The 21,827-nt window shown below is 69.9% G+C and carries 22 protein-coding genes; 4 read left to right on the top strand and 18 right to left on the bottom strand.

Annotated features, from left to right (window positions below; all coding sequences use genetic code 11):
- Positions 1-10: 10 nt before the first annotated feature.
- From glmS to ABFX81_RS15845, 3 genes are all read right to left on the bottom strand, one after another.
- Positions 11-1,858, bottom strand: coding sequence for a glutamine--fructose-6-phosphate transaminase (isomerizing) (gene glmS, locus ABFX81_RS15855; protein WP_346138219.1), 1,848 nt, complete (start codon positions 1,856-1,858; stop codon positions 11-13).
- Between the two features lie 96 nt (positions 1,859-1,954).
- A complete protein-coding gene (locus ABFX81_RS15850; protein ID WP_346138218.1) occupies positions 1,955-2,764 on the bottom strand; it encodes an ABC transporter permease in 810 nt (269 codons plus the stop codon).
- Positions 2,761-3,780: an ATP-binding cassette domain-containing protein gene (locus ABFX81_RS15845; protein WP_346138217.1), complete on the bottom strand. Its 1,020-nt coding sequence runs from the start codon at positions 3,778-3,780 to the stop codon at positions 2,761-2,763. Before ABFX81_RS15845 ends, ABFX81_RS15850 begins: the two co-directional genes overlap by 4 nt.
- Before the next feature lie 194 nt (positions 3,781-3,974).
- On the opposite strand from ABFX81_RS15845, the gene coaA reads away from it, so the two are divergent.
- Entirely contained in the window at positions 3,975-4,943 is a 969-nt protein-coding gene (gene coaA, locus ABFX81_RS15840) for a type I pantothenate kinase (protein ID WP_346138368.1), read from the top strand.
- A gap of 31 nt (positions 4,944-4,974) precedes the next feature.
- Positions 4,975-5,907, top strand: a complete 933-nt coding sequence (locus ABFX81_RS15835; protein ID WP_346138216.1) for a DUF389 domain-containing protein — start codon at positions 4,975-4,977, stop codon at positions 5,905-5,907.
- Positions 5,908-6,002: 95 nt separating this feature from the next.
- Here ABFX81_RS15835 and glmM read toward each other — a convergent pair whose 3' ends face one another.
- From glmM to ABFX81_RS15815, 4 genes are all read right to left on the bottom strand, one after another.
- Positions 6,003-7,361: a phosphoglucosamine mutase gene (glmM, locus tag ABFX81_RS15830; protein ID WP_346138215.1), complete on the bottom strand. Its 1,359-nt coding sequence runs from the start codon at positions 7,359-7,361 to the stop codon at positions 6,003-6,005.
- 174 nt (positions 7,362-7,535) lie between these two features.
- Positions 7,536-8,048 (bottom strand): 30S ribosomal protein S9, encoded by a 513-nt coding sequence (gene rpsI, locus ABFX81_RS15825; RefSeq protein ID WP_059424859.1) that lies wholly within the window; start codon positions 8,046-8,048, stop codon positions 7,536-7,538.
- A 42-nt stretch (positions 8,049-8,090) separates the two neighbouring features.
- Positions 8,091-8,534 (bottom strand): 50S ribosomal protein L13, encoded by a 444-nt coding sequence (gene rplM, locus ABFX81_RS15820; RefSeq protein ID WP_010036634.1) that lies wholly within the window; start codon positions 8,532-8,534, stop codon positions 8,091-8,093.
- Positions 8,535-8,748: 214 nt separating this feature from the next.
- Positions 8,749-9,060: a hypothetical protein gene (locus ABFX81_RS15815; protein ID WP_086854679.1), complete on the bottom strand. Its 312-nt coding sequence runs from the start codon at positions 9,058-9,060 to the stop codon at positions 8,749-8,751.
- Positions 9,061-9,134: 74 nt separating this feature from the next.
- On the opposite strand from ABFX81_RS15815, the gene ABFX81_RS15810 reads away from it, so the two are divergent.
- Complete coding sequence (locus ABFX81_RS15810; RefSeq protein ID WP_346138214.1) at positions 9,135-10,007, top strand: hypothetical protein; 873 nt, start codon at positions 9,135-9,137, stop codon at positions 10,005-10,007.
- Between the two features lie 22 nt (positions 10,008-10,029).
- Here the strand turns inward: ABFX81_RS15810 and ABFX81_RS15805 are convergent, their stop codons facing one another.
- From ABFX81_RS15805 to ABFX81_RS15785, 5 genes are all read right to left on the bottom strand, one after another.
- A complete protein-coding gene (locus ABFX81_RS15805; RefSeq protein ID WP_086842618.1) occupies positions 10,030-11,115 on the bottom strand; it encodes an NlpC/P60 family protein in 1,086 nt (361 codons plus the stop codon).
- A 39-nt stretch (positions 11,116-11,154) separates the two neighbouring features.
- Positions 11,155-11,637 carry a poly-gamma-glutamate biosynthesis protein PgsC/CapC gene (locus tag ABFX81_RS15800; protein ID WP_020276280.1) on the bottom strand — a complete coding sequence of 161 codons (483 nt, stop codon included), beginning with the start codon at positions 11,635-11,637 and terminating at the stop codon, positions 11,155-11,157.
- An 87-nt stretch (positions 11,638-11,724) separates the two neighbouring features.
- A complete protein-coding gene (gene pgsB / locus ABFX81_RS15795; protein ID WP_346138213.1) occupies positions 11,725-13,236 on the bottom strand; it encodes a poly-gamma-glutamate synthase PgsB in 1,512 nt (503 codons plus the stop codon).
- Positions 13,237-13,243: 7 nt separating this feature from the next.
- Positions 13,244-15,490, bottom strand: coding sequence for a HAMP domain-containing protein (locus tag ABFX81_RS15790; RefSeq protein WP_086842620.1), 2,247 nt, complete (start codon positions 15,488-15,490; stop codon positions 13,244-13,246).
- 204 nt (positions 15,491-15,694) lie between these two features.
- Entirely contained in the window at positions 15,695-16,837 is a 1,143-nt protein-coding gene (locus tag ABFX81_RS15785) for a CapA family protein (protein WP_428837179.1), read from the bottom strand.
- Between the two features lie 230 nt (positions 16,838-17,067).
- Here ABFX81_RS15785 and ABFX81_RS15780 point away from each other — a divergent pair, with 230 nt between their 5' ends.
- On the top strand, positions 17,068-17,883 hold the full coding sequence (locus ABFX81_RS15780) for a hypothetical protein (RefSeq protein WP_428837178.1): 816 nt from the start codon (positions 17,068-17,070) through the stop codon (positions 17,881-17,883).
- A gap of 18 nt (positions 17,884-17,901) precedes the next feature.
- Here the strand turns inward: ABFX81_RS15780 and truA are convergent, their stop codons facing one another.
- The 6 genes from truA to rpmJ form a co-directional block, all read right to left on the bottom strand.
- Entirely contained in the window at positions 17,902-18,756 is an 855-nt protein-coding gene (gene truA / locus ABFX81_RS15775; RefSeq protein WP_086842622.1) for a tRNA pseudouridine(38-40) synthase TruA, read from the bottom strand.
- Between the two features lie 140 nt (positions 18,757-18,896).
- Positions 18,897-19,382, bottom strand: coding sequence for a 50S ribosomal protein L17 (rplQ, locus tag ABFX81_RS15770; protein WP_086842624.1), 486 nt, complete (start codon positions 19,380-19,382; stop codon positions 18,897-18,899).
- Between the two features lie 115 nt (positions 19,383-19,497).
- Positions 19,498-20,520 (bottom strand): DNA-directed RNA polymerase subunit alpha, encoded by a 1,023-nt coding sequence (locus tag ABFX81_RS15765; protein ID WP_003966937.1) that lies wholly within the window; start codon positions 20,518-20,520, stop codon positions 19,498-19,500.
- Between the two features lie 151 nt (positions 20,521-20,671).
- Complete coding sequence (gene rpsK, locus ABFX81_RS15760) at positions 20,672-21,076, bottom strand: 30S ribosomal protein S11 (protein WP_003956432.1); 405 nt, start codon at positions 21,074-21,076, stop codon at positions 20,672-20,674.
- Between the two features lie 66 nt (positions 21,077-21,142).
- Entirely contained in the window at positions 21,143-21,523 is a 381-nt protein-coding gene (rpsM, locus tag ABFX81_RS15755; RefSeq protein WP_004984507.1) for a 30S ribosomal protein S13, read from the bottom strand.
- Between the two features lie 183 nt (positions 21,524-21,706).
- On the bottom strand, positions 21,707-21,820 hold the full coding sequence (rpmJ, locus tag ABFX81_RS15750) for a 50S ribosomal protein L36 (protein ID WP_003998809.1): 114 nt from the start codon (positions 21,818-21,820) through the stop codon (positions 21,707-21,709).
- Positions 21,821-21,827 lie beyond the last annotated feature (7 nt).

Genomic DNA, 21,827 nt, shown 5'->3' with positions numbered 1-21,827 from the left:
CGTCGCTCCGCTACTCCACCGTCACCGACTTCGCCAGGTTCCGGGGCTGGTCCACCTCGTTCCCGCGAGCCGTCGCCAGCTCACACGCGAACACCTGGAGCGGCACCGTGGCCACGAGCGGCTGGAGCAGCGTCGGCGTGACCGGTACCCGGATCAAGTGGTCCGCGTACGGCACCACCGCCTCGTCCCCCTCCTCCGCGATGACGATCGTCCGCGCACCCCGCGCCCGGATCTCCTGGATGTTGGACACGATCTTGTCGTGCAGCACGGACCGCCCGCGCGGCGACGGCACCACGACGACCACCGGCAGGTCCTCCTCGATCAAGGCGATCGGCCCGTGCTTCAGCTCCCCCGCCGCGAACCCCTCGGCGTGCATGTAGGCCAGCTCCTTGAGCTTGAGCGCGCCCTCCAGCGCCACCGGATACCCCACGTGCCGGCCGAGGAACAGCACCGTGTTCTTCGAGGCGAGCGTGCGCGCCAGCTCCCGCACCGGCTCCATCGTGCCCAGGACCTGCTCCACCGCGCCGGAGATCGAGGACAGGTCGCGGATCACCGCCCGGATCTCGTCACCCCACTTGGTGCCCCGCACCTGGCCCAGATACAGGGCGACCAGATAGCAGGCGACGAGCTGCGTCAGGAACGCCTTGGTGGAGGCGACGGCCACCTCGGGACCGGCGTGCGTGTACAGCACCGCGTCCGACTCGCGCGGGATCGTCGAGCCGTTGGTGTTGCAGATCGCCAGCACCTTGGAGCCCTGCTCGCGGGCATGCCGCAGCGCCATGAGCGTGTCCATGGTCTCGCCCGACTGGGAGATGGCGATGACGAGGGTCTGCGCGTCCAGGATCGGGTCCCGGTAGCGGAACTCACTGGCCAGTTCCACCTCGCACGGCAGGCGCGTCCAGTGCTCGATGGCGTACTTGGCGATCATCCCGGCGTGGAAGGCCGTACCGCACGCGACGATGACGACCTTGTCGATCTCCCGCAGCACCCCCGCGGGGATCCGCACCTCGTCCAAGCTCAGCGAACCGGAGCCGTCGATCCGGCCCAGCAGCGTGTCGGCGACCGCCTTGGGCTGCTCGGCGATCTCCTTGAGCATGAAGTAGTCGTAGCCTCCCTTCTCCGCGGCCGACGCGTCCCAGTCGACGTGGTACGAGCGGACGTCGGCCGGGCGGCCGTCGAAGCCCGTCACCGTCACGCCGTCCCGGCGCAGCTCCACCACCTGGTCCTGCCCCAGCTCGATCGCCGACCGCGTGTGGGCGATGAACGCGGCGACGTCCGAGGCGAGAAAGGCCTCGCCCTCTCCGACACCCACCACCAGCGGCGAGTTGCGCCGCGCGCCCACCACCACGTCCGGCTCGTCGGCGTGCACCGCGACCAGCGTGAAGGCGCCTTCCAGCCGCCGGCACACCAGCCGCATCGCCTCGGCGAGGTCCGCGCACGACGAGAACTCCTCGGCGAGCAGGTGCGCGACGACCTCGGTGTCGGTCTCGGAGGCCAGCTCGTGCCCCCGCTCCTCCAACTCGGCCCGCAGCAGGGCGAAGTTCTCGATGATGCCGTTGTGCACCACCGCGACCCGGCCCGCGTTGTCGATGTGCGGGTGGGCATTGGCATCCGTCGGTCCGCCGTGTGTGGCCCACCGGGTGTGTCCGATGCCCGTCGTACCGGTCGGCAGTGGCTTGCCGTCCAGTTCCTTCTCCAGGTTGAGGAGCTTGCCTGCCTTCTTGGCCGCCGCGAGCCCGCCGTCGGCCAGCACGGCGACGCCCGCCGAGTCGTACCCCCGGTACTCCAGCCGCTTCAGCCCGGCCATCACGACCTCGAGCGCCGACTGCGGTCCCACGTATCCCACGATTCCACACATGGGCGGCAGCTTAGGGTCCATGCCCGCGCCGAACCGGCCGTAGCGTGCCCGGAATCGGAAATTCCCACCGGGGTACGAAGGTCTGACCCCTCGATCTCACGCCTTCGCCCGATAGGCCCTCATCGCCAGCGGATAGAACACGAGCGCGATCACCGCCGCCCACACCAGCGACCACAGCACCGGCTCCGCCACCGCCCCGCCGAGCAGCAGCCCGCGGAAGGCGTCGGACAGGTGCGTGACCGGGTTGACGTCGCTCCACGCCTGGAGCCAGCCCGGCATGGTGTCGACGACGACGAAGGCGCTGCTGGTGAAGGTGATCGGGAAGATCAGGGTGAAGGCGAACGCCTGCACCTTCTCCGCGTCACCGGCCAGCATCCCGATCAGTACCGCGCACCACGACACGGCCGCGGCGAACACCACCACCAGCAGCACGCCGAGCAGGAACCCGTCGAACCCGCCGGTGACGCGGAAGCCGAGCGCCAGTCCGAGACCGATCATCAGCAGCATCGCCCACACGTGCTTCGCGAGGTCGGCCGTGATCCGCCCGATCAGCGGGGCCGAGCGCGCGATGGGCAGGCTGCGCAGCCGGTCGAAGACACCTTTGGTGAGGTCGGTGTTGAGTGCCATCGCCGTGTACATCGTCATGAACAGGGTGTTCTGCACGATGATCCCGGGCAGCGCGTACTTCAGATACGCGTCGGGCGATCCGGCCATCTGCCCGCCCAGCACGTAGGTGAAGAGGAACACGAACATGATCGGCGTGATGCTGTAGTCGACCAGTTCGAGCGGGTTGTGCTTGACGGCTACCAGGCTCCGCCAGGCCATCGTGAAGGTCTGCCGCACTCCGGCGAGGGGCGGCACGCGGCCGGACGCGGTGACGGGCGCGGTGACGGTGGTGGCGGTCATGACCGGCTCACCGCCTTCTCCAGCTCGTCCTCTTCCTCGTCCTCGCCCCGGACGGCCGTGCCGCCGTCCTGCTCGGGCTCGCCCGGTTCGGCGCGGTGGCCGGTCAGGGCCAGGAAGACCTCGTCGAGCGAGGAGCGGCGCAGGGCCAGCTCGCCCACCGCGATCCCCTCCCGGTCCAGAGCGCGCACGACGGCCGGCATCAGCTCGGGGTCCTTCACCGGCGCGGTGATCATCTCGCCCTCGATCCGGGCTTCCGGCCCGGCGGCCCCGGCCACCAGCGCGTGCGCCCGCGTGAGGTCCTGTCCGAGGATCGGCCGGAGCTCCAGCACCTGGCCGCCGACCTGGGCCTTCAGCCGGTCCGGCGTGCCCTCGGCGATCACCCGGCCCTTGTCGATCACCACGATGTCGTCGGCGAGCACATCGGCCTCGTTCAGGTACTGCGTGGTCAGCAGGGCGGTCGCACCGTCCGCGACCAGGCCGCGCAGCATGTCCCACAGCTCACCGCGGCTGTGCGGGTCGAGGCCCGTGGTCGGCTCGTCGAGGAAGAGGATGCGGGGCCGCCCCACCAGGCTGGCCGCGAGGTCCAGGCGCCGGCGCATGCCTCCCGAGAACGTCTTCACGGCCCGGCCGGCCGCGTCCGTCAGCTGGAAACGCTCCAGCAGCTCCCCCGCCCGCGCCTTCGCCTCCCGCCTCGGCAGGCCCAGCAGCCGGCCGATGAGCAGCAGATTCTCCGTACCGGTCAGGTTCTCGTCGACCGCCGCGTACTGCCCGGTCAGCCCGACCATGGCCCGCACGACTCCGGCCTCCCGGACCACGTCGTGGCCGGCCACCCGGGCCGTGCCCCCGTCCGGGCGCAGCAGCGTGGCGAAGATCCGCACCGCGGTCGTCTTGCCCGCACCGTTGGGTCCCAGCAGCCCGAGCACCGTGCCCTTGCGGGCCGCCAGATCGACACCGGCCAGCGCCTCGGTCTCCTTGAACCGTTTGACCAGACCTTCCGCCTCTATCGCATACGTCATGGGTCACCCCTCGGCGTTCCTGGACCCCGGCCTGGGCCCACCCTTCCCACAACTGTGACGCACGCCACTGACATTCCTCCCCTTAGCCGGTTTTCTCCCAAATAGGACGACCTAAGGACCCTGCGTGACGGATCCCACCTCACGGTCCGTTCGTACGCCCGTAACAATGGACTGTGATCTCTCCGGTCTCCTCGATGCCCCGGAGCGCCCACCGGCAGCGGCCGGAGGCGACTCCCTACGTCGACCTCACCCGAGCCGAGTGGAGCGCGTTGCGCGACAAGACGCCGCTGCCGCTCACGGCCGAGGAGGTCGAGAAACTGCGCGGTCTCGGCGATGTCATCGACCTCGACGAGGTCCGGGACATCTATCTCCCGCTGTCCAGACTCCTCAACCTCTACGTCGGTGCCACGGACGGCCTCAGAGGCGCGCTCAACACCTTCCTGGGCGAGCAGGGCTCCCAGTCCGGCACTCCGTTCGTCATAGGAGTCGCCGGCTCGGTCGCCGTGGGCAAGTCGACGGTCGCCCGCCTCCTCCAGGCCCTGCTCTCGCGCTGGCCGGAACACCCGCGCGTCGAACTGGTCACCACCGACGGCTTCCTGCTGCCCACCAAGGAGCTCCAGGCCCGCGGCCTGATGTCGCGCAAGGGCTTCCCCGAGTCCTACGACCGCCGCGCGCTGACCCGCTTCGTCGCCGACATCAAGGCCGGCAAGGACGAGGTCACGGCACCCGTCTACTCCCACCTGATCTACGACATCGTCCCCGACAAGAAGCTCACGGTCCGCCGCCCCGACATCCTGATCGTCGAGGGCCTGAACGTCCTCCAGCCCGCCCTCCCCGGCAAGGACGGCCGCACCCGGGTCGGCCTCGCCGACTACTTCGACTTCAGCGTGTACGTCGACGCCCGCGTCGAGGACATCGAGCACTGGTACCTGAACCGCTTCCGCAAGCTACGCGCGACCGCGTTCCAGAACCCGTCCTCGTACTTCCGCAAGTACACCCAGGTCTCGGAGGAGGAGGCCCTCGACTACGCCCGGACGATGTGGCGCACGATCAACCGGCCCAACCTGGTGGAGAACATCGCCCCCACCCGCGGCCGCGCCACCCTCGTCCTGCGCAAGGGCTTGGACCACAAGGTGCAGCGCCTCAGCCTGCGCAAGCTGTGACGTCGGGGGAAAGACCGGTTAGATAGCCGTCATGCTCCACTTGCGCCTGATCACGCCGTCCGAGAAGACCGACGACGTGGTGCGGCTGATCGACAAGACGGTCGGCACCACGCACCTCGTCGTGCTGCCGGACGCCGCCCGCGACCCCGCCGGGGACGTCGTGATGTGCGACGTGGCGCGCGAGGCGGGCGACGAACTGCTCACCGGCCTGCGGGGACTCGGCATCGACACCAATGGCTCCATCGCCGTCGAGGCCATCGACCTGTCGCTGTCCGAGCGGGCCGACCAGGCCGCGGCCGACGCACCCGGCGAGGGCGCGGACGCGGTCCTGTGGGAGCAACTGACCGAAGCGACGCACGAGGAGTCGACCCTCTCCGCCACGTACCTCGCGTTCATCACCCTGGCCACCATGATCGCGGCCTGCGGTGTCGTCCTGGACAACGCGATCCTGATCGTGGGCGCCATGGCGGTGGGCCCGGAGTTCGGCCCTCTCGCCGGCATCTGCACCGCGATCGTCCGCAGCAAAGCACGCCTGGCCCTGCGCTCGCTGATCGCCCTCCTGGTGGGCTTCGCGGTGGCGATGGCGGTGACGGTCGGCTTCAGCCTCTTCATGGACGCGGTCGACCTGTTCAGCGAGCGGCAACTCAGCGCGGACCGCCCCAACACGGGCTTCATCTACGCCCCCGACTGGTTCTCGTTCGTCGTGGCGGTCCTGGCCGGCATCGCCGGGACGCTCTCCCTGACGTCGGCGAAGTCGGGCGCCCTGGTGGGCGTGGCCATCTCGGTGACCACGGTCCCGGCAGCCGCGAACGCCGCCGTAGCCCTCAGCTACGGCGACATGAACCAGACCTGGGGTTCCACGGAGCAGCTTCTGCTGAACCTGCTGGGCATCATCGTCGCCGGCACGCTGACCTTGCTGGCACAGAGGTGGTTGTGGTCCAAGCAGCGCAAGCAGACGCCGTAGGGGCAGCGTCTTCAGGGGCGCGGGGAACTGCGCGACAGGCCACACACGACCCGCAGCCCGCCCACAGCAGAACCCCCCACCCCCGGGCCCGCTCCCTAACCGAGCGCGGACTTCACCACATCGGCCAACCGCCCGGCAACAGCCCGAGCCTGCTCGATGTCAGCCGCCTCCACCATCACGCGAACCAACGGCTCGGTCCCCGAGGACCGCAACAGCACCCGCCCGGTCGCGCCCAGCTCCCGCTCCGCGTCGGCAACCGCCGAGGACAGCTCCGCCGACGTCGTCACCCGGGACTTGTCGACGTCCCGCACATTGATCAGCACCTGCGGCAGCCGCTCCATCACCGACGCCAGCTCCCGCAGCGGACGCCCGCTCTGCGCGACCCGCGCCGCCAGCAGCAGCCCCGTCAGCGTGCCGTCGCCCGTCGTCGCGTGGTCGAGGATGATCACGTGCCCGGACTGCTCGCCCCCGAGGGCGAACCCGTGCTCCTTCATCTCCTCCAGCACGTACCGGTCGCCCACGGCGGTCTGCACGAGCCGGATGCCCTCACGCTCCATGGCGAGCTTGAAGCCGAGGTTGGACATCACCGTCGCCACGACCGTGTCGGACCGCAGCGTGGAGGCCTCGCGCATGGCCAGGGCGAGCACGGCCAGGATCTGGTCGCCGTCCACCTCCTCGCCGGTGTGGTCCACGGCGAGGCACCGGTCGGCGTCCCCGTCGTGCGCGATGCCCAGGTCGGCCCCGTGCTCGACGACGGCGGCCTTGATCTTGTCCAGGTGCGTGGAGCCGCACCCGTCGTTGATGTTGAGCCCGTCCGGCTCGGCCCCGATCGTGACGACCTCGGCACCGGCCCGCTGGAACACCTCGGGCGAGACCCGGTAGGCGGCGCCGTGCGCCTCGTCGAGGACGACCTTCAGCCCGTCGAGCCGGTTCGGCAGGACGCGCAGCAGATGCTCGACGTACCGGTCGGCGCCCTCCTCGGAGTCGCGCACGCGGCCCACTCCGGCCCCGGTCGGCCGGTCCCACGGGGCGCCGGTGCGGTGCTCCTCGTAGACGGACTCGATCCGGTCCTCCAGCTCGTCGGCGAGCTTGTGCCCGCCGCGGGCGAAGAACTTGATGCCGTTGTCGGGCATGGCGTTGTGGCTCGCGGAGAGCATCACACCGAGGTCGGCGCCGAGCTCACCGGTCAGGTACGCCACCGCCGGCGTCGGCAGCACGCCGACCCGCAGGACGTCCACGCCGGCGCTGGCGAGGCCCGCGACCACGGCGGCCTCCAGGAACTCCCCGGACGCACGCGGATCCCGCCCGACCACCGCGGTCGGCCGGTGTCCCTCGAACGTGCCCGCCTCGGCCAGTACGTGCGCCGCGGCCACGGAGAGGCCGAGGGCCATCTCCGCCGTCAGATCCGCGTTGGCGACACCGCGCACGCCGTCCGTGCCGAAGAGTCGTCCCACTGTGGTGTCCTCCGAATTGCGAGAGAGTGCGGCTCCAGTACATCCCCGGGGACGGTCCGACATCCGCAGGGGTTGTGTACGGGAACGCCCCGGCGGCACAGAACGTGCCGCCGGGGCGATCGTTGCGAAATCAGGCGCAACGTTGCGAAGACAGTCGCAACGACAGCGACGCGATTAGCGCTTGCTGTACTGCGGGGCCTTGCGGGCCTTCTTCAGACCGGCCTTCTTGCGCTCGACCGCACGGTCGTCGCGCTTGAGGAAGCCGGCCTTCTTCAGCGGGCCGCGGTTGTTGTCGACATCCGCCTCGTTCAGCGCGCGGGCGACACCGAGACGGAGCGCACCGGCCTGACCGGAGACACCGCCACCGGCGATGCGGGCGACGACGTCGTAGCGGCCCTCGAGCTCGAGCACCTTGAAGGGCTCGTTGACTTCCTGCTGGTGCACCTTGTTCGGGAAGTAGTCCTCGAGGGTGCGCCCGTTGATCTTCCACTTGCCGGTGCCCGGGATGATCCGGACGCGGGCGATGGCGTTCTTGCGACGGCCCAGGCCGGCGGCCGGCTGGGGCTCGCCGAAGCGGGAGGCCATGGACTCCGAGGTGTACTCACCCTCGACGGGGACCTCGGACTCGGTGGTGTAGCTGTCGATGTCAAGCTCTTCGAGCGGCTGCTCGGCAGTGGTCTCGGCCACGATTCTCCTCAGATTCTCTTCAGTCTTAGGGGGTGGCCGGACTTACTGCGCGACCTGGGTGATCTCGTACGGCTGCGGCTGCTGCGCGCCGTGCGGGTGCTGGTCACCCTTGTAGACCTTCAGCTTCGAGAGCATCTGACGGCCCAGAGTGTTCTTGGGGAGCATGCCCTTGACGGCCTTCTCGATGGCCTTCTCGGGGTTCTTGTCGAGCAGCTCGTCGTAACGGACGGAGCGCAGACCACCCGGGTAGCCGGAGTGGCGGTACGCCATCTTCTGGGTGCGCTTGTTGCCGGACAGGTGCACCTTGTCCGCGTTGATGATGATGACGAAGTCACCAGCGTCGACGTGGGGCGCGTAGATCGGCTTGTGCTTGCCCCGGAGGAGGGTCGCTGCGGTGGTGGCGAGACGACCCAGGACAACGTCCTGGGCGTCGATGACGTGCCACTGGCGCGTCACATCGCCGGGCTTGGGGCTGTACGTACGCACGGTTCGTAGCCTTCGCTTCGAGTGAATGGTCCATAACAGGTCACCGAAACGATCACGACAGCCTTGACCGCACTGCGGTGACGCAAACCGCGTGCTGGTCGCTGGTCATCGGCCCGGTGGACCGGTGTAAGGGCCCGTCCCGTGAGAATGAGCAAGCCAATACACAACGAAAGAGCAGAATACCGGGGCTCACCACAGGGGTCAAAACGCGGGATCATCGCCGGCGATCCGCCACGCAGACGCACAGGCCCGCACACAGGGTAACGGCCCTCCTCAGCGTCCGGCGCCGCACCGGCCGCACGTACGGGAACACGGACGACAGCAGCACGTCGACGGCCACGGCGGCGCACCACCCGGCCAGGGAGCCGCCACCGCGCGGACGGCGCAGCGCCCGCAGCGCCCCGACCAGGACGGACGGCCACACCCCGACCGCGGCCACCGGCCAGGACCACAGGCACACCAGCAGCACCCCGGCCGGCAGCAGTCGCCCCAACCACCCGCAGATGTCGCCTTTGCCCGTCCGCATGGGAGGAACGCTAGGGGCTCGAGGGCCCAACCACGCGGACCAGCACGCACCATGTCCCGTCTAAGATGCGCCACATGAGCTTTGGGCAGGGGGGACCCCAGTCCCAGTGGGATCCATGGAAACCGCAGTCGCAGCAGCCCTGGAGCAGCGGGGGCGGCCAGTCTCCGGACTGGGCCGCGCTCGCCGAGGCGTCCGAGGCCCGTAACAAACGACGCCGGCTGTTCCTGGTCGGCGGCGGCGCGCTCGCCACCGTCGCGATCGGCGCTGCCGTCGCCGTGGCCGTGGTCTCGGCGGGCGGCGACAACCAGGCGAACAGCCCGACCTCCCAGGTGCCCTCGGCCGACATCCCGAGCGAGTCGGCCTCGGCCCCGTCGTTCGCCCCGACCAGCGCCCCGCCCCCGCTGGACCCGAAGGACTTCATCGCCAGCGCGAAGAAGGACACGGCTCCGCTCAGCCCGGACGCCCTCTTCCCCGGCACCCAGCTGACCATGGGCGAGACGACGTACAAGAAGGGCCCCACGGCCGACACCGAGAACTGCGCCTCGGCCTCGGGCGGCACCCTCCCGAAAATCCTCACCGCGAACGACTGCACGCGGCTGATACGCGTCACCTACACCAGGGACGGCATCGCGGTGACGGTCGGCGTGGCGGTCTTCGACACCGAGGCACAGGCCGCCAAGGCCAAGAGCCAGACCAACAAGAAGAGCTTCGTCAAGTCGCTCTCCGGCGGCGGCGTGAAGGGCTTCTGCGAGTCCGGGTTCTGCCGCACGACCAGCAACTCCTACGGCCGCTACGCCTACTTCACCAACGCCGGCTTCACCAGCGGCAAGGACGTCACGACGAAGGACACCGAGGTGTTCGCCACGGGCGACAACCTCCAGCTGTTCACGTTCCGCCAGATCCACCGCCGCGGCCAGGCACAGGCGTCGGCCGCGGCCAACGGGTGACCGGCCGCGGCCGGTCACCCGGTCACAGCCTCTTCGCGCTGCGCAGCGTCTTGGCGTAGTAGCCGTTGCCGTCCAGCCGGGACACTCCGCCGACGTCGCCGATGGTCGGGCCGTTTACCTCCTCGCGGCTGGAGACGAAGAGCAGGTGGCCCTCGGTGTCGTAGCCGAGCACCATGCCGACGTGGTCCAGGCGCTGCTTCGTCCGGGTGTCGAGCTTGAAGAAGACGAGGTCGCCGGGCTGGAGCTGGTCGATGCCGGTGGGCCGGTCCTCGGGCGAGATGCCGGTGAGCGGCAGGATGTCGGCACCCTGCTTGGAGCGGGCCATGCCGTTGGCGGTGCGCGGCAGGCCGTCGCCCGACTCGTCCGAGGACATGAGCGGGTAGCGGGCGCGGTAGCCGAACACCATCCGCATGTACCCCGAGCAGTCGATCGACCGGGCGCGCGCGGTCTCCGGCTGGCCGATCACGCCGTCCCGGAAGGGGTACTGGACGCCGAGGTAGTCGTAGAAGTCGGACTGCTCCAGGCGCAGGTCGCCGCCCTCCGCCCCGTTCGCGTTGAGGGGCCCGAAGTTGGCGTCACCGGCGTAGACGGTGCCCTGCTCGTCCTTCTTCTGCTTGGCGCCCGCGACGTACTGGAAGGAGATGGCCAGGAGGTCGTCCTCCTTGCTGGACTCGTACTCGGCGTACCAGTCCTTGAACCACTTCTCCTTGTCCGCGCCGTTCTTCCAGGGCTCGGGCATGAGGCGGACCCAGTCCGTCGTGGAGACCTTGGAGCTCGTCGACGAGGGCTCGGTGAAGGTGCGGGCCGGTCCGGTCAGGGTCGCGGTGCGCGCCCCGTCGGTGAACACCGCCTTGACCTGGCCGTCGGAGCCGCGCAGCACGGAGCGGGCGGGGTTCTCCAGCCGGGACCAGCTCTCCCCGCCCTTGTCGCGGGTCTTCGTCGCGCCGCCGGCCCGGTCCGAGCCGTCCAGCACGCCGACGTTCGTGATCTCCGGGACGCCCTTCTCCTCCTGCTTGCGGAGCTCCACGGTGAGGTAGCCGGAGGTCGCGACGAGCCCCAGCACCACGAGGCCGGAGAGGACCGGCCTCGATTTCTTCTTCCCTGCCATGTGTTCTCTCCTGGGTTCTCAGTCGCCGGGACGCCGGTCTCAGACGGTGGGCATGATGCCGAGCAGCAGTCCGGCGGCGACGACGATGTAGGCCATGAGCGAGACGGTGCCGGTCGCCAGCAGCGTCGCCCCCTTGGGCTGGCGGACCATCTGGTAGGCGATCAGGCCGGGCACGATGAAGCCGAGGGTCTGGTTGCCGTACAGCAGCGGGAACTCGATCGACAGCACGATCATCACGGTGGCCTGGAGCAGCACGCCCAGCAGGACCACCGCGGCGAACAGCCGCTTGCCGTAGAGGATCACCAGCCGCTGCATGACCTTGGTGCCCGCGTAGGTGAGGGCGGTGACGCCGACCACCATGGCCGCCCGCTGGAGGTCCTCGATGAGGGTCAGGGCGAGCCAGCCCGGCGTGATCATGCCGCCGGGCGACAGGTTGGTGGTCAGGTAGCACAGCAACGAGAAGAACAGGCCGATGGCGATGCCGAGGGCGGCCATCTCGGGGGTCAGGGCGGCGGTGGTCAACGGGGTCTCCGGGCACGGGTGCGGGTCGTGGTGCGGGGCGGTCGGCTCAGGCGTGCGGGCACGGGGTGTCGTCCCCGCCCGTGGAGGTCAGTGGCGCGGATGCTGCCCACCGCCGTCGGCCGCCGGGTACGGATGACCGCCGCCCGCGTCGTCGCCGTACGGCCAGGTCTCCTGGACCGGGGCGGCGTACTGGCCCTGCCCCTGGCCGTACTGGCCCTGGTGCTGAGCGGCGTGCTGCTGGGCCCACGACGGCTGGCGCTGCTGAGCGGGGATGCGGACCACCGGGATCTCCTGGGTCTGCGAGGCCTGGTAGCGCTCCTCATAGGCCACGGGGTATGAGGCGTACGGGTCCAGGCGCGCCGGCTGATGCGGCGGCACCGGGGCGTCCGCGGGCCGGTCCGCTTCCGCGGGGGCGGACTCGTCCGCCGGGAGTTCGGCCAGGTACTCCAGCAGTTCCTCGCCCTGGCCGTGGATGTTGCCGATGGCGACCAGGGAGGAGTCGGCGGCCAGGCGCTCCAGCAGGGCGGGCATGAACTCCTCGGCCGACCGGCGCTCACCCCCGAGGTCGATGGCGCGGTCGCGCCACTCGGCGGGGATGGCGTCGATCGCGCTCTTGGCGGGGTGCCCGATGACGAAGACGTGGTCCGGCTGGAGGTCGGGGATGATCTCGCCCATCTGCCCGTTGCGCTCCACGCGGTCGGGCCGGCAGTTGATCACGACGTTCAGCGGCCGGTGGATGGCTCCGAGGTCGAGCAGCTGGTTGATGTTCATCAGCGTCGACTCGGGGTCGTTCGCCGCGAAGACGTTGGCGAAGGCGAGCCGCTTGCCCTCGGGCGTCGCGTAGCGCTCGACCGACAGCACGCCCGGGTCCGGCGGGGCGTCGTACATGCCCTGGAGGGCGACGCGCCGTTCCACGCCGAGCAGTTCGGCCACGACGAGGGCGATCGCGACGTTCTCCTTGAAGGTGAACCAGCTGAAGCCGCGCAGCTCCTCGTCGGTGACGGTCTCCGGGTCGGCGTAGATGAGCTGGCAGTTACGGGCGTCGGCCTCCTCCTGGAGGATGTGGAAGCGCTCCTTCTCGGCGGTGACGCAGATGCCGTCCTCCGGCATGGAGCGGCACAGCGACCGCGCCACGTCGTCGAGGGTGGGCCCCATCTCGGCGAGGTGGTCCTCGCGGACGTTGCACAGCACGCCGATCGTGGAGCGGATCAGCTTGCTCTGGTTCACCTCCTGGAGGGCCGGCATGACGGCCATGCACTCGATGACGAGGGCGTCGGGCCGGTAGGTGGCGGCCCGGCGCACGATGCCGATCTGCTCCACCACGTTGGCGATGCCGAACTTGCGGTAGACCGGCTCCTCGGTGGCGTCCGGGTGGATGAACCGGGCCGCCGTGCCCGTGGTCTTCGCCACGGTCACCAGGTCGCCGCCGCGCAGCGCCCCGGCGCACAGCCGGGTGATGGAGGACTTGCCGCGGATGCCGTTCACGAGCACGCGCGACGGGATGCTGTGCAGGCTGGCGTAGTGCCGGCGCTGTTCCACGATGCCCGCCACCAGCAGCAGCACACTGCCGGTGAGCAGGACGAAGTACAGATAGAGCACGGCTGGGTCACCTTCCCCGAACGCCGGCTTCCGGCTCCGCGAGCCGGCGCGCCTGGGTCTGCTTACGGGCCTGGAGTTGCTGGCGGAGCAGTTCGAGGCTGCGCACGACGGCGCCGACCTCGTCCTGGTAGCGGGGGTACAGCACGGACTTGAGGTCGCCGTCGGCCAGCTTCTCGGCGCCGGCCGCCAGGGCCCGCATCGGCCGGGCCACGACCAGGTACAACCAGCCGAGGCAGACGACGATCAGGGCCAGACCGAGCAGTCCGGCCAGGACGCTGCGGTCCTCGCGCTCGTACGGGGTGATCTGGAAGTCCTTGGCGTTCTGCCAGCTGACCACGGTCCAGCCGATGTCGGCCGCCACACCGCCGCCGGAGAACGGGGCGGCCGCGGCGACCGTGGTCCCGCGCCCCTCGCGGATCAGCAGGCCGTTCTCGACGGGACCGGCGCCGACGTGGACGCTGCCGGCCTGGACGAGATCGGTGAGCGCGTCGCGCGGCAGGTCCTCGAAGGCCAGGAAGCCGTCGCTGGCGGCGATGGTCTGCGTCTTGGAGTCGACCACGCGGACCTCGCCGAGGCCGGGCCGCTTCAGCAGGGAGTTGAGGAACTCGACCCGGACCTCGCCGACCAGGGTCATGCCCTTGTGGTCCGGCAGGGGCGCCCCGGCCTGGACGACCGGCTTCTTCTCCCCCTTGCCGGCCACGCGGACCAGCGGCAGCTCGTCCGCGTCGGCGAAACCGGCGCGCGGTTCCTCGCCCGCGCGGGCGACGACCTCGCCGTCCTCGTCGAGGAGGTACAGCGCCTCGTAGCGGGTGTGCTCGCGCAGGGTCTCCTCGAGCAGTGCGCGGGCGGCGTCGGCGTCGTCCGGGGCGATCAGCCGGGACGTGGAGACCAGGTCCGCCTGCGCCTCGTTGAGCGCCCGGCGCACCCGGTCGGCGACCAGGTCGGTGCGGTCACGCTGGTCCGCGACCATGCTGGCGGGAATGCTGACGGAGTCGTCGGTGCGGTTCAGCAGGAGGCCGACGGGCACACACCACAGCAGCAGCAGTACGGCGGTCAGCGCGAGCGGCCCGCGCACCCCGAACCGCCCCTTGACGCGCTGGCGCCCGCCGGGGTCATCGGCCGGGCCGCCCAGTTGCGCGCGCAGCCTCTCCAGTGCGGAGCCGATGCGCGCGGCCTCACCCCACCGGGGCACGTCCACCGGGCGGGTCAGGTCGCCCCGGGCCAGTCGGCGGGACTCCAGGAACAGCCGCAGCAGCGGCCGCTGCACGGTCACCCACAGCACGGCCGCGGCGAGCAGTCCGAGCACCACCAGAGCTCCGGCCGCCAGCAGCCCGTACAGCTCCCGGTCCGCAGCGGCGCCCTCCTGCTGGACCACGGGCAGCAGGGCGACGACGGTGAGCCCGAGGCCCGCGCCGACGCTCTTCTTCTCCTCCGGGTCGGCGGACGAGAGGGAGGCGTAACCGGCCGTGGCGACACGGCCGTTGTAGCTCCCTCCGACCAGGGTCCCGCTGACACCGGGGTAGCCGCGGGAGCCTGGCTCCCTGGCGCTGACCGGGTCCTGCTCGGTCTCCCGTGCCGCCTTGGCGGACAGCCCGCTCATCTGCTTCTGGAGGAAGCCGAGTTCCTTGCGCTCCTGGTCGGAGTTGAGCGCCTCGGACTGCTCGAAGCCGGCCGTCGCGAGGATCTCCCCGCCGGTGGCGACGACCGCCATGGAGCGGAACTGGCCCAGGTTGATGGCGGGCACGGACAGGCTGTTGGAGGCGACCAGCAGCTGCTGCGGCCGGTCCTCGAAGTCCAGGACGGCCATGGTCATCAGGCGTACGTCACCGGTCTCCAGCCGCACCATGCGGGGCTTGAGGGCCGTGTCCCCGGTGAGGACGTCCTTGTCGAGCCACCCGAGGGGAATCGTTTCCCCCCTGGCGGCCAGCACCTTGCCGCTCTCCAGGTCCAGGACCGTGGTGCCCGTCCACTTCTGGTAGGTCTTCCCCAGGTCGGACAGGACGCGCTCGGGCTTCACCGGCGGCCCCGCGTTCAGCGCGGCGGCGGTGCGGTTGAGGTCGGTGACCCGCTCGTCGATCGAGGCGCGCAGGGCGATGGCGCCGTCCTCCGCGAAGTGCCGCTGCGAGGAGAGCACCGCCTGCGGTACGGCCTGCTCGCCGGCGGGGCCGAGCACCTGGGCGGTGAGGCCGGCGAGGGCCAGCACCAGCACGCACAGCAGCGCGATCGGGGGACGGACGCCGCCCAGCAGCGGCATGTCCGCGCGTCTCCGGCTGCGCCGCCGTCCCCCCTTCACGGGGCGCACGGCGCGGGTGGGTGTCACCGGTGGTCTCCTCCGGCCTCTCTGGGTGAAGAACGGCCGCACAGAACACCGCTCCCGCGGGAGTGGCAACGGACCGCCGTATACAAGACTGTTGGGGAGCGCCGAAGTTGCGCCGGTCGCCCCGTATGCGCTGTGGCGCTAGTCACGCTCCAGCGTGAGCTCCTTCAGGCCGTCGCCCCCCGGCGCCCCGCGGTTGTACAGGAAGCCACGCGTGCGGTCGGCCGCCAGCCGGTAGCGGGCGAGCCGCTCCTCGGAGAGGTCGCCCGGCTCGTCGAGCGCCCGCCGTACGTCCACCACCCGGTGGTCCTCGACCGCGCCGGCGGGCGGCTTCTCACCGGCCTCCACCTCGGGCGGGATGTCCACCAGCGTCGTGGCGTAGCGGGCCGAGACGTCCCAGCCGTCGGTCGTCTCGCGGAACTCGAACCAGCCGATCGCGCCCTCCTCGGTGAGCCCGGTGGGCGAGGAGTGCCGGGCGACCTGGTTGCCCAGGCTGTAGGCGATCCAGGTGCCGTTCACCTTCTGGATCGGCTGCACCACATGGGCGTGGTGCCCGATCACCAGGTCGACCCCGGTCTCCTCGGTGAGCCGCTCCGCCAACTGCAACTGGGGAACACTCGGTTCGTTGTAGTGCTCCAGGCCCCAGTGGACCGAGAGGATGACGACCTCGGCGCCCTTCTCGCGGGCGCGGGCCTCGGCGTCCTTGATCGCGTCCGTGCCGATCTGGTTGAACGCCCACTTCTCCTTTTCGGGCGTCGGGTTCAGGAACGACATCCAGGAGAACGAGAGGTGGGCGACCTTGACGCCGTTGACGTCACGGATGTTGATCCGTTCCGCTTCCTCGGGCGTGCGGGCGGAGCCGGTGTGCCCGAGGCCGGCCTCGTCCATGGCGTTCAAGGTGCGCCGCACGGCCCCGAGGCCGTGGTCGTAAGTGTGGTTGGAGGCCGTCGAGCAGGTGTCGTAGCCCACGTCCTTGAGCGTCGTCAGGATCTGCGGCGGCACGAGGAACTCCGGGTACCCCTCGAAGGGCCCCCGCGGCTTTCCGACGGGCGTCTCCATGTGACAGATGGCCAGGTCGGCCTCGCTGATGACCGGCTTGATCCCGGCGAGCAGCGGCCCGAAGTCCAGCCCGGCCTCGCCCTCGCCGGTCTCCTTGGCATCCTTGGCGGCCTGGTCGACCAGCTCGGGGTGGATCAGCACGTCACCGGCGGCGGCGACGGTGAACGAGCGGCCATCCGGCTTCACCTGAGGTGCGGAGGCCGCGGAGGTACACGCGGTCGTCACGGCGATGATGGCCGCGAAAGCGCTTGCCGCCCGGGCGATCCGGAGAGGTTTACGAAATGTCACCGCATCATATTCACATGAAGCACACAAGCACCACGGAAGTTACCGTCACAAGACAGTCACACTTGACTCGAATTATGGTCCAAATCGGACTTGCCCTCGCCTTGTTCGGCTGTCAATCGGCACCAGACCGGTCAACTGACGACTCCACTCCGGGCGCCCGGGAGCTGGTGGACCTCCGCAGCAGGATCCTCGCGTACACGGCGGACCTGGAGCCCGACGCCGCGTACTCCCCGCCGGACGACACCCAGCGCGAGCGCGTCGCCGAGAGCGTCGGCCACCTCCTGGACGGCGACGCCACGAAGGCCGAACGACTGCTCGACCCCCTCGGCCTGAAGCTCACCCGCCTCACCGACACCGAGTCCGGCCGCAGGTACGACGAGATCGCCGCCTCCGGCCCCGGCCGGGCCGAACGCTGGGGGCGCCTCTACCTGACCGCCGACTCCGACGTCCGCTGGAACGCCCAGGTACCGCACCCGGTCTCCGACCGGGACACCGAACGCCTCGGCGTGCGGCTCCTGGAGGACAACCCCGGCGGCTCACTGGTCCTCGCCGGCGCACACCGCGATGCGGGCCGGCGCGACGCCGCCGACGTCGCCCACACGGCGGACAGCGTCTTCCACGCCATCGTCGTGGAGCTCCAGAAACGCGACGTCCCGGGCGTGCAACTGCACGGCTTCGCCAAGGACTCGGACCGCCCCTACGAGGCCGTGCTCTCCACCGGGGCCGCGCGGAGCACCCTCACCGAGGCCGCCGCTCTGGCCGACGCCATGCAGGCCGACGGGCTGCGGGTGTGCCGGGGCTGGTCGGCCCGCTGCCCCCTGGAAGGCGCCACGAACGTCCAGGGCAAGGCCGCGGAGCGCCACCACGCCAAGTTCCTCCACGTGGAGCTCTCCCCCAAGGCACGCGGCGACGGCAACGACGCCGACGGCGCCACCGCGGCCCTCTCCGGCCTGGTCACCACCTGGAACTCCGCCCACCGGTGAGGGGCCCCTGGAAGCCGGTCAGCAGCACCGCGCGGACGGCAGCGACCGCTTGTTCCGCGCCTCCTTGCTGCGCGCTGCGAGCAGTTCGTCGGCCGGGTAGCCGACCTCCTCCAGCGTCAGCCCGTGCGGCCGTACGACGTGCACGGCCGAGTCCCGCACGCCGGCCGCCAGCACCTTCGCGGGCCAGTCCGGCGGCCGGTGCCCGTCGCCCACGAACAGCAGCGCCCCGATCAGCGAACGCACCATGTTGTGGCAGAAGGCGTCGGCCCGCACGGTCGCGGTGATGATCCCGTCGTCGCCCTTCACGAGACTCAGCTCCTGGAGCGTACGGATCGTCGTCGCGCCCTCCCGCTTCTTGCAGTAGGCGGCGAAGTCGTGCTCCCCGAGCAGCCGCCGCGCGGCCTCGTTCATGGCATCGACGTCCAAGGGCCAGTCGTGCCACAGCACATGGTTGCGCAGCAGCGGATCGACGCCCCCGGGATTGTCCGTGACCCGGTACGCGTACCGCCTCCAGATCGCTGAGAACCGCGCGTTGAAGCCACTGGGCGCCTCCCTGAGGGCCCACACCCGCACGTCCCTGGGCAGCCGCCCGGCGAGCCGCTTCAGCAGCTTCGGGTGGTGCTCGGCCCAGACCTCACGCGGCAGATCGACATGCGCCACCTGCCCCCGGGCATGCACCCCGGCATCGGTGCGCCCCGCCACGGTCAGCTCGTACGTCTCCCCCGAGCGCGTCACGGTCCGCAGAGCGTCCTCGATCTCCCCCTGCACGGTCCGCCGCCCCCCGGCCTGTTTGGCCCACCCGGAGAACTCGCTCCCGTCGTACGACAGATCGAGACGCACACGCACGTAACCGGCTGCTGCTTCATCACTCACGTACAGATCCTCTCAGCAACACAAAAGCGGGCCCGCCCCTCGAAAGGAACGGACCCGCGAACGCCCTCAAGGGGCGCGGGGAACTGCGCGACAAGCCACAACGAGCCCGCAGCCGCCGACGAACAGCCCCCGGCAGACGCTCAGGCGTCCTTGGACTCCTCGGCGTCATCGGCCTTGGTCACATCGACCTGAGCCTCAGAGGCCTCGGCATCCTTCGCGGCACGCTTGGTCGCGGCCTCGGCCTCGCCGGTCGCCTCCTGCGCCACCGTCAGCGCCTCGACCAGCTCGATGACAGCCATGGGCGCGTTGTCGCCACGGCGGTTACCGATCTTGGTGATGCGGGTGTAGCCACCCGGACGGTTCTCGTAGCGCGGGCCGATCTCGGTGAAGAGCGTGTGGACGATGCTCTTGTCCGTGATGACCTGGAGCACCTGACGGCGGTTGTGAAGGTCGCCCTTCTTCGCCTTGGTGACCAGACGCTCGGCGTACGGACGCAGCTTGCGCGCCTTCGCCTCGGTGGTGGTGATCCGGCCGTGCTCGAAAAGCGACTTCGCGAGGTTCGCGAGCATCAGCTTCTCGTGCGCGGCGCTGCCGCCCATACGGGCACCCTTGGTGGGCTTCGGCATGGTGTTTCTCCTAGGTGTCTGCCCCGGCCGTATCAGGTACCGGGGTCAGTATCCGAGCGAGCGGTTGCCCGTCGGAGATCCGGGGTCCGCTGACGCGAACCCCGGAAGCAGAGACTCAGTACTGCTCGGTCTCCACGAAGCCCGCGTCCGCGTCGTCGTCCGCACCGAAGGCGTCGGCCGCAGCGGTCGGGTCGAATCCGGGCGGGCTGTCCTTCAGGGCCAGGCCCATGCCGGCCAGCTTCGCCTTGACCTCGTCGATGGACTTCGCACCGAAGTTGCGAATGTCGAGGAGGTCGGCCTCGGAGCGGGCGACGAGCTCACCCACGGAGTGGATGCCCTCACGCTTGAGGCAGTTGTAGGAGCGGACCGTGAGCTCCAGCTCCTCGATCGGCAGCGCCAGATCGGCGGCGAGAGCGGCGTCCGTCGGGGACGGACCCATGTCGATGCCCTCGGCGTCGATGTTGAGCTCGCGGGCCAGACCGAACAGCTCGACCAGGGTCTTACCGGCCGACGCCATGGCGTCACGCGGACGCATGGCCTGCTTCGTCTCGACGTCGACGATCAGCTTGTCGAAGTCGGTCCGCTGCTCGACACGCGTGGCCTCGACCTTGTACGTGACCTTGAGCACCGGCGAGTAGATCGAGTCGACCGGGATCCGGCCGATCTCCTGGCCGACCTGCTTGTTCTGCACGGCGGAGACGTAACCGCGGCCACGCTCGACCGTCAGCTCCATCTCCAGCTTGCCCTTGCCGTTGAGCGTGGCGAGGACGAGGTCGGGGTTGTGCACCTCGACACCGGCCGGCGGCGCGATGTCGGCGGCGGTGACCAGACCCGGGCCCTGCTTGCGCAGGTACATCACGACCGGCTCGTCGTGCTCCGAGGAGACGACCAGCTGCTTGATGTTGAGGATCAGGTCGGTGACGTCCTCCTTGACGCCCGGCACGGTGGTGAACTCGTGCAGCACGCCGTCGATGCGGATGGACGTGACCGCCGCACCCGGGATCGAGGAGAGGAGGGTCCGGCGCAGGGAGTTGCCGAGGGTGTAACCGAAGCCCGGCTCCAGCGGCTCGATCACGAACCGGGAGCGGAATTCGTCGACGACCTCTTCGGTCAACGAGGGACGCTGAGCGATCAGCATGTGTGGATCAGATCCTTCAGTCGGGGGCGCCCGCTATATGACGCCCGACTTGAACCGTCCCCGACGAAAAGGGACGGGTACTGCAAGGGTACGGGCGATACGCCCCTTTGCAGAGCCGTACCGCCCGAAACCGCTGCCCGTGAAACGAACGTCAGACGCGACGGCGCTTCGGCGGACGGCAACCGTTGTGCGGGGTCGGGGTGACGTCCTGGATGGAGCCGACCTCGAGGCCCGTGGCCTGGAGGGAGCGGATCGCGGTCTCACGACCGGAACCCGGGCCCTTCACGAACACGTCGACCTTGCGCATGCCGTGCTCCTGGGCGCGGCGGGCAGCCGACTCGGCGGCCATCTGCGCGGCGAACGGCGTGGACTTCCGGGAGCCCTTGAAGCCGACGTGGCCGGCGGAGGCCCAGGAGATCACGTTGCCGGACGGGTCCGTGATCGAGACGATCGTGTTGTTGAACGTGCTCTTGATGTGCGCGTGGCCGTGAGCGACGTTCTTCTTTTCCTTGCGGCGCACCTTCTTGGCAGCGCCCTGACGACCCTTGGGGGGCATCTATAACTCCTACGGGAGGTGGTCGGTCCTACAGCGAAGACCGCTGGACGGCGAGTCCGCTGCGGACTACTTCTTGCCCGGCTTCTTCTTGCCGGCGATGGCGCGACGCGGGCCCTTGCGGGTACGAGCGTTCGTGCTGGTGCGCTGACCGCGGACGGGCAGACCGCGGCGGTGACGCAGACCCTGGTAGGTACCGATCTCGACCTTGCGGCGGATGTCGGCCTGGATCTCGCGACGGAGGTCACCCTCGGTCTTGATGTTGTTGTCGACGTACTCGCGGATCGCGACGAGCTGCTCCTCGGAGAGGTCGCGAACGCGGGTGTTCGGGTCGACGCCGGTGGCGGCCAGCGTCTGCTGCGAGAGGGTCCGGCCGATGCCGAACACATAGGTGAGGGCGATCTCCACGCGCTTTTCGCGCGGGATGTCAACACCGGAAACGCGTGCCATTCAATGGCTCCAGTTACTTGACGGAGGTCTTCCACAGAACCGACTCCCAGCCGCCGTACTAGGTACGAACTGGGTCCCCGGCCTCCGACCGGGGGTGTCAGACCCGGGGGTCTGGGTCCTGCGTATGAACATATTCAGCTTGCGTCGCGCGAAATTCTGCGGATGCAGAGGTGCGGTCGTGCGTCAGCCCTGGCGCTGCTTGTGGCGCGGGTTCTCGCAGATGACCATGACCCGGCCGTGACGGCGGATCACCCTGCACTTGTCGCAGATCTTCTTGACGCTCGGCTTGACCTTCATGGGTGAG

The organism is Streptomyces coeruleofuscus, assembly GCF_039532725.1.
Lineage (GTDB): Bacteria > Actinomycetota > Actinomycetes > Streptomycetales > Streptomycetaceae > Streptomyces > Streptomyces coeruleofuscus.
This window is presented reverse-complemented; position numbering and strand designations above follow the sequence as displayed.

Excerpts from the sequence above, each read along its gene's own strand:
- glmS (WP_346138219.1), bottom strand. The coding sequence starts at position 1,858 with ATGTGTGGAATCGTGGGATACGTGGGACCGCAGTCGGCGCTCGAGGTC.
- ABFX81_RS15850 (WP_346138218.1), bottom strand. The coding sequence starts at position 2,764 with ATGACCGCCACCACCGTCACCGCGCCCGTCACCGCGTCCGGCCGCGTG.
- ABFX81_RS15845 (WP_346138217.1), bottom strand. The coding sequence starts at position 3,780 with ATGACGTATGCGATAGAGGCGGAAGGTCTGGTCAAACGGTTCAAGGAG.
- coaA (WP_346138368.1), top strand. The coding sequence starts at position 3,975 with ATGCCCCGGAGCGCCCACCGGCAGCGGCCGGAGGCGACTCCCTACGTC.
- ABFX81_RS15835 (WP_346138216.1), top strand. The coding sequence starts at position 4,975 with ATGCTCCACTTGCGCCTGATCACGCCGTCCGAGAAGACCGACGACGTG.
- ABFX81_RS15815 (WP_086854679.1), bottom strand. The coding sequence starts at position 9,060 with ATGCGGACGGGCAAAGGCGACATCTGCGGGTGGTTGGGGCGACTGCTG.
- ABFX81_RS15810 (WP_346138214.1), top strand. The coding sequence starts at position 9,135 with ATGAGCTTTGGGCAGGGGGGACCCCAGTCCCAGTGGGATCCATGGAAA.
- ABFX81_RS15805 (WP_086842618.1), bottom strand. The coding sequence starts at position 11,115 with ATGGCAGGGAAGAAGAAATCGAGGCCGGTCCTCTCCGGCCTCGTGGTG.
- ABFX81_RS15790 (WP_086842620.1), bottom strand. The coding sequence starts at position 15,490 with ATGCCGCTGCTGGGCGGCGTCCGTCCCCCGATCGCGCTGCTGTGCGTG.
- rplQ (WP_086842624.1), bottom strand. The coding sequence starts at position 19,382 with ATGCCGAAGCCCACCAAGGGTGCCCGTATGGGCGGCAGCGCCGCGCAC.
- ABFX81_RS15765 (WP_003966937.1), bottom strand. The coding sequence starts at position 20,520 with ATGCTGATCGCTCAGCGTCCCTCGTTGACCGAAGAGGTCGTCGACGAA.
- rpsK (WP_003956432.1), bottom strand. The coding sequence starts at position 21,076 with ATGCCCCCCAAGGGTCGTCAGGGCGCTGCCAAGAAGGTGCGCCGCAAG.
- rpsM (WP_004984507.1), bottom strand. The coding sequence starts at position 21,523 with ATGGCACGCGTTTCCGGTGTTGACATCCCGCGCGAAAAGCGCGTGGAG.
- rpmJ (WP_003998809.1), bottom strand. The coding sequence starts at position 21,820 with ATGAAGGTCAAGCCGAGCGTCAAGAAGATCTGCGACAAGTGCAGGGTG.